The following is a 7,207-nucleotide window of genomic DNA, read 5'->3' as shown; positions in this document are numbered from 1 at the left end:
GCCCCCCCTTGAGAAGGGGAAGATAGGCAAAGTTCACATGGCAATATTCCACCTTCCCCGTGACGTTGGGTAGCGTCGAGGCGTCGGGTTTTTGCATCACCGTTGGCTGAATGGCAACCACCTCAAATATCCGGTCTACAGACGCCTCACCCTGTTTAAAATCGTTGTAATTTGTGGTAATATGGGAGATTGGGTCAATTAAAAGTCCTACAGCCGCCAAATAGCTGACAAATTCCGCTCCTGTGAGATTATTTTTAGAAATTTGCCAGCCACCCAGGAAAAATAGCAGCAACACGCTCATGGCATACATAAATCCCACCACGGGAAATTGAATTGCCTTCAGGTGTTCGGCGGCATATTTGGCTCTACGGTTGTATTCGGCTTCGATGGCAAAGCGCTCAATTTCGTAGTCTTCGGCGGCGAATGCTTGCACGAGGCGAATTCCGCTGAATACTTCGGTGAGTAATGCTGAGAGATTAGAGATGCGATTTTGACTGCGGCGGGAAAATATCAGCATCTGTTCGCCAAACCAGCCAATTAAAACGCCCATTAACGGTGCTGCGACTAAGGTGGCTAGGGTGAGCTGCCAATTGAGGTAAATCATGTAGCCGAACACGACAATGAGCTGTAAGATGCAGGGGATAAAGTCGTGGAAAATTTTATTGACAACTTCCCCAATCCGGTCAATATCTTCGGTGAGGCGATAAGTCAAGTCGCCTGTTTTTGCGGTTTCAAAATAACTCAGGTTGAGACGTTGGATGTGGGCGTATACCTGCTTGCGCAAGTCGAAGGCAACCGCAAGGGCAGCTTTTGCCATCAGGGAATCTTGACCATACATCAAGACTTTCTGAATGAGAAAAACTAGGGCAAGAATACCAGACAACTGAGCCAGTGCCGTTATGTCACCCTGTCCGATAAATTTGGCGATTTGACCGGCGAGTGCCGCTTGAACGGGCCAAAACACCGTCACCCCTACAGTGCAAGTCAATGCCTGAGTGATGGTTTTCCAGTGCGGACGGATGTAAGGTAGGAGTTGCCAGTAACTAGAGCGCTGTTTCAATCTGTAGTCATCCCAACGAAGATTTTTTCCTGTGTCTCACGCTATCAGCTTTCATCTTTTCTACAAAGACCTTCAGGTGACACCGGAGGTTTCTGTCGGATGAAAATGTATCTAAATAATACAAACAGGACTAGAGTTATCCTCAAAATCTATCTCAGTAGAGAGGTAGATGAACTTTGATTCAGCTAAAAATAGATATAGTCACGCTTAAATAAAAGACTACTGTTTATCAAATTGAGGATAATGTATGCTTGGAACTCTCTTAACTCTACTTGCTACTGCTCTTAGCCTGCTAGTCGTTGACATCATTTTTCCAGGAGTCAATCTAGCAACGTTCCCAGCAGCTTTAATTGCAGCCGCTTCAATTGGAGTTGTCAACTCCGTCATTAAGCCAACCCTGTCAGCCCTATCCATGCCACTGAACTACATTAGTTTGGGAGGCTTTTCGCTAGTTGTTAACGGTTTGTGCTTTTGGTTAGCTTCAATGTTTGTACCTGGATTTCAGGTGCGTGGGTTGCTAGAGTTTATCTTGGCTCCGGTAATCTTGTCGTTTGTGAACACTCTATTGAGCAAGTACTTTGCTGAACGCTTTCCTAGCTTCCAGACTAAAGAAGTCTCTGAGTAATAGGAACTCTCTAACTAAACATCAACAAAAAAGAGCAAGAGCAAAAGTCCCTTCTTGCTCTTTTTTGTGAAGAAATTGCCAATTTAGTTGTCTTCCCCACTCCCCACTCCCCACTCCTCCTGTTGGCATAGGAGAATTGTCTTTTCAGCCGCTTTCATCGTTACTTTGACAGATAGTTTTAGCGATCGGGGAATTTTCACACCAGCGATAGATGATTGAGAGCCGCTGTATGACTACCTTTTAGTAATGATTGATTCTTGTTGCAATTAAGGTAATCCATAAGCTGTTGTCGGTTTAACTGGTGTGTTGAGCTTAGGGAACGTTGCCCGTTAGCTGGACAAGAGCTTATTCCAAGAATCTTTAGAACCTACGCACTATTCAAATTGGAAGAGGGAGACATTATGCTTCAAATTGGGGAAATTACCCTAGGAATAAGTAATCCAATCCTGTGGCTGGCACAGGTTTTAGTCGAACCAGACATCGAAGAACGGGCAGAAACTGCCGCAATGGTTTTTAGTGGACCGCAGTTTTTTATTGCCGTGATTTCTGGAGTCGTGCTGGCGTTTGCCTTCCAGTTACTTTTAACGAATCTCGGCGTGGCTGTTGGTATTTCCATGGCAGGGGGATCTTCATCCCACTCTGATTCTCATAAAGATCACAAATCAGAGAGTCTAGGTGGCACAATCCGCAAAATTGGCTTTGCTCTCGGACTGGGCACGTTAATTAGCGTTACAATCTCCCTATTTTTTGCTTGCCTGCTGGCTGTAAAACTGAGCTTGCTGATTTCGGCGGGTTTGGGAGCGATTGTCGGTTTAGTGATTTGGGCAACCTATTTTTCACTGCTGGTTTGGGTTAGTTCCACAACCGTGAATTCTCTAGTCGGCTCGGTCATCAATACGGCAACCTCTAGCTTTCAAGCCCTTTGGGGAACAGCCACTGCTGCCCTTGGGGGTGCTGCTGCTCAACGACAGGTCGTAAACACCGCAGAAGCAGCGGCGGCGGCTGTGAGCCGTGAACTCGGTTCTGCCGTTGACCCAGTTAGCATCCGAGAAAATTTAGAGGATTACGTTGAAGCTCTACGACCACCGCAATTTGACCTCAACAGAATTCGGCAGGAATTTGAGGACTTGCTCCGTGATCCAAGATTACAAGAAATTGCAACGAGCGATCGCCTCCGCGATGTTGACCGACAAACCTTTGTGGATTTGGTCAGTAGTCGCAGCGACCTCTCTAAGCAGGACGTAAACCGGATTTCAGACCAGCTCGAAGGAGCCTGGAAGAAGACGATTAGTCAACTACCGTCTAGGGATATCCTTTCAGAGTTCACCGATTATCTCAAATCAGCCACTCAAGTGCAGCTTGTCGGTCCCGATTTTTCTGAGAAACTCGACGGTGTTATTGATGAAATGCGCAAGCGTCGCCAAGCCCAAAGCAGCGGTGGTCCGGTGTCTCAAGCCATGACGACAGGCGTCAATAGTCTGATTGGACTCGTCATGGGACGCACCGATCTGTCTGACATTGATGTTGAAAAGATTGTCAATCAGTTGAAAGAGCTGAGACACCATGCAGGCGACCAAGCGGGTAAAATTGCTGCTCAGATGGGTAGTGGAACACCAGAGCCATCCTACAGCCCAATTCGAGCGGATATTGAAGACTACTTGCTCAACAAGTATTCCTGGCAGATGAAGCGGGAAACCCTAGAGCGGGAGTTTAGGGATGTAATTTATGATCCAGAAGCCGAGCCTGATACGGTTGCTCGGGAACTCGAACAGCTCAATCGGGCGGATTTTGCGGACTTGCTGGAACAACGGGGCGTCTTTACCCAAAAGCGAATTCAAGAAATTTCTACCTGGCTCGATGCTATTCGCTTGGAAGCACTGAATACAGCGATTGCGGCTAAGGAACGCGGTGCAGCAATGGCACTGATGGCAGAGGCAGAACAGTATCTGCTAATGACGCCCAAGAGCGAGTTTACTCCCGAAAAAATCCAGCTTAACTTCAAGCCCATTCTCCAAGACTCGAATACAGATTACCTGCATCTGAGCAATCGTCTGGCTCAATTTGACCGTCTTACCTTTGAGCGGTTGCTGCTTCAGCGCTCAGACATGACGCCCATTGAAGCAGAACCTATTATTCTGGAACTGGAAAACGCACGCGATCGCGTTTTGATAGAAGCTCAAGAACAACAGGAAGCTGCTCGGGCAAAAGCGGAAGCGCAATGGCTCAAAGTTCAATCCTTCCTGCGGGACACGGGTAAAGACGAACTTAATCCCCAAGCGCTCGAGCGCGAACTGAAACTACTACTAGACGATCCGCAAGCTGGATTGTTGCTACTGCGCAGACGGGTGGAGCGTTTTGACCGTGATACCCTGGTACAGATACTCAACCAGCGTCAAGACCTGAGCGAGGAGCAAATCAATCGGATTCTAGATCGGGTAGAAAGCAGTTGGAGTCGCGTTCGCCATACGCCCCAAAGACTGGTTGGCAAAGCTAAAGAGCAGTATGACCAAGCGACGGTGGAGATCGCTACCTACCTACGCAATACGGGTAAGCCCGAGCTCAATCCTGATGGTATCCGGCGAGACTTAACCAAGCTGCTAGAAAACCCGAAGGTAGGAGCAAAGGCAATCCGACACCGTTTAGCAGAGATGGATCGCGATACCGTGGTGCAGTTGCTGGCTCAACGGCAGGACATGAGTGAAGCGGAAGCCAATCGGATTGTTGAGGATGTACTCTCAAGTGTTCGCAGTATCCTCAAGACACCCCGACGCCTTGCACTGCGGACTCAGGAAAGAGTGCAGAATTTCCAAGATGCGATCGCCGATTATCTGCGTTCTACCGATAAAGAAGAACTGAATCCCGAAGAAATTAAGCGGGACGTTCAGTTGCTGATCAATCACCCCCGTGCTGGCATGGAGAGTTTGAGCGATCGCCTGTCTCACTTTGATCGTTCTACCATAGTGGCACTTTTGTCTCAACGGGAGGATATTTCTGAGCAGGACGTGAACCGAATTGCCGATCAAATGATTGGTGTCCGCGACCAAGTTGTTGCCCAAATGCGGAGTGTACAACAGCGAATTCAGGGAATAATAGACGGCATCTTTGCAAAAATCCGCCACTATCTCAACAGCATGGAGCGACCCGAACTCAACTACGATGGTATCAAGCGGGATATGCGTACCTTGTTTGATGACCCGCAAGCTGGATTTGAGGCAATGCGCGATCGCCTTTCGCAGTTTGACCGCGATACACTAGTCGCCATGCTGAGTTCTCGCCAAGATATCTCAGAAGCGGATGCCAACCGGATTATTGGTCAAATTGAGCGGGTGCGCAGCAGCATCTTACAACGGGCAGAACGGCTACAAACGGAAGCGCAAATGCGCTTAGAAGAAGTCAAGCATCAGACACAACGACAAGTAGAAGAAACGCGCAAAGCTGCTGCAACTGCCTCTTGGTGGCTGTTCTTCACAGCACTGGTATCTGGGATTGCCGCAGCAGGTGCCGGAGCTATAGGTGTCATTGACTAGTACCAAGTGGTCGCTTTTGAATTTATATCTTGCACCATTTGCTCGCGCGGGCAGGACGCCCATCCCACAATCCCTAATAGAGAGATTTTTCTGATGGCTCACATCTTGCACCATTGTCAGTAAACCCGAAAACCCACCCAGAGTTAAAACTCTGGGCTAATAGCTTAAGTCGATTGAAACTGATAACTTGCACCTTTGTCGAGCAGCCCGAAAATCCGCCCGGAGTTTAAACTCCGGGCTAATAGCTCAAGTCCATTGAAATGGACTGAAAGTCTTGTAGAGTCAGTATTTAGTCCTCATAGCGAGGACTTTAGCTATAAGACAGTGGTTTAAACCACTGGCGGTTAGTGAGACTGGTACAAGATCTCACAACAAGTATACTTGTCCGGTTGATTTCAAGATTGGAGCCAATACAAATAAAAGGGAAATTAAGGATGAAAGGATCTTTGAAAACAACCTATATAGCGCTTTTTTTTTATTAATAAGTTGCTTCGTGGTTAGTTTTTCTATTCACTCTCAAACCAACTGGATTAAGGGTTTTTCTTTAGATGTAGCAGCAGAGATTATCGGTATTCTGCTTGTCATCTTTTCAATAGACCTTGTTATCGATGCTGAACGAGAAAAGGAAAGGCAGAAACTAGAAAAAGTAGCATTGCAGCAGTTGCGGCGACCTCTGCTTCGTCATTTCGGTTTGCTAATCAATCTTTTTAAAACAACTGTTAAGGTTAAAGAAAATAATGATTACAAAGGCATCGCTGACTTGTTTGATGACTTTTATTTCGAGCAACTCGCCATTCTAGATTTTTCGCAACCTGCACCTGTTATAAAATCAGTAGAAATGAGCTGGCTAGATTATTTATTATGGGAGTGCCAGCAATTCAGGGAATCATTAAACCGAACTGTTGAAAAATATTCATCATTTTTGCAACCCGATGTTATCAATTTAATTGAAGAAATTATTAACTCTCCCTTCATTTGGTGGGTAGTCCAATCCCCAAAATCTTACCAACTTGAAAAAACTTCAGCCACTCCAAAAAATTCCGAAAAAAATGGATTGAACGGACAAGTCAATTTATTGGCTAGACCAGAAGTTCGCCAGCTCATTAAAGAACATACAATGGCATTTGTTGGCTTAGTTGAACTCTATAATGAAAAGGTTTCCCTAGAAAATCAAATTAAAATGACGGAGGAGTTGTGGACAGTTAGTCTGGTTCCACAGTCAGAAATAAAAAGTATTTGATCTACATTCCCTATTCCCTATTCCCTATTCCCTACTCCCCTTTTTTCTTGGGAGCGAAATTCATGGCAGGGTTTATTCTTCGTTGCTCAAGCCGAAAAGAGTGACATTCAACTGGGCAATTTTAGCCTGTAGTTGAGCTAATGCTGCTTTTCGTGCCAGTGGCAGCGCTGGCGGTGACTGCCCTGTAAAAGGTGTGTTAGAGAGTGCCTCGTAAATAGTTAGCATCAAATAGGGATCTACCCGCTTCAATCCATTCGTGCAGAGACTAGGGTTAATTGTAAGCACTAAAATTGGTTGGTCAAGAAAACAGATTAGAGGTGGGTTGAGGCAGTTGGGATTAAACGGACTGTAGATGCCAAATTCTCCCCCGTAATCGCCTTGAGGGTTGTGAATGCTAATCGGCGAAAAGGAATTGCCGTAGTCCCCAACAGGGTTGAGAATTGAGTTAACGTAGTCAGCTTTGGAGGAAAGACGACCTAAGAACTGACCGTTCGGAGAGTGTAGTTGTCCTTTCCCGTCAAGGATTTGGAACAGTTCCACATAAGGGTCGAACAGTTCTGGAATTTTCATTACATCAGAGGGCAAGAGCGAATCATTATACTCTAATTAAATTAAAAATATTCCCCTCAAGGAGAGCGATCGCTTAATTCTCTACCAGGGCGATTCAAGGGGGTGTAGGGGAAGAGACAAGGGGACAAGGGGACAAGGGGACAAGGAGACAAGGAGACAAGGGGACAAGGGGACAAGGGGACAAG

Annotated in this window: 5 protein-coding genes; 3 read left to right on the top strand and 2 right to left on the bottom strand. The window is 46.4% G+C overall.

The window, feature by feature from the left end; all coding sequences use genetic code 11:
- Positions 1-1,060: ABC transporter ATP-binding protein (locus tag IQ257_RS28220; RefSeq protein ID WP_193933414.1), on the bottom strand; the 1,060-nt coding region annotated here is incomplete at its 3' end.
- A 247-nt stretch (positions 1,061-1,307) separates the two neighbouring features.
- On the opposite strand from IQ257_RS28220, the gene IQ257_RS28215 reads away from it, so the two are divergent.
- The 3 genes from IQ257_RS28215 (at position 1,308) to IQ257_RS28205 (ending at position 6,452) form a co-directional block, all read left to right on the top strand.
- A complete protein-coding gene (locus IQ257_RS28215; RefSeq protein ID WP_193881710.1) occupies positions 1,308-1,685 on the top strand; it encodes a phage holin family protein in 378 nt (125 codons plus the stop codon).
- A 401-nt stretch (positions 1,686-2,086) separates the two neighbouring features.
- The gene (locus IQ257_RS28210; protein ID WP_193881707.1) at positions 2,087-5,212 is read left to right on the top strand and encodes an MFS transporter; all 3,126 of its coding nucleotides are present in this window, start codon (positions 2,087-2,089) and stop codon (positions 5,210-5,212) included.
- Between the two features lie 493 nt (positions 5,213-5,705).
- Entirely contained in the window at positions 5,706-6,452 is a 747-nt protein-coding gene (locus tag IQ257_RS28205) for a hypothetical protein (RefSeq protein ID WP_193881705.1), read from the top strand.
- A 72-nt stretch (positions 6,453-6,524) separates the two neighbouring features.
- On the opposite strand, the gene IQ257_RS28200 is transcribed toward IQ257_RS28205, so the two are convergent.
- Positions 6,525-7,037, bottom strand: coding sequence for a hypothetical protein (locus tag IQ257_RS28200; protein WP_228061113.1), 513 nt, complete (start codon positions 7,035-7,037; stop codon positions 6,525-6,527).
- Between the last annotated feature and the right edge of the window lie 170 nt (positions 7,038-7,207).

Source organism: Coleofasciculus sp. LEGE 07092 (assembly GCF_015207375.1).
Classification (GTDB): Bacteria; Cyanobacteriota; Cyanobacteriia; order Cyanobacteriales; family Coleofasciculaceae; genus LEGE-07092.
This window is presented reverse-complemented; position numbering and strand designations above follow the sequence as displayed.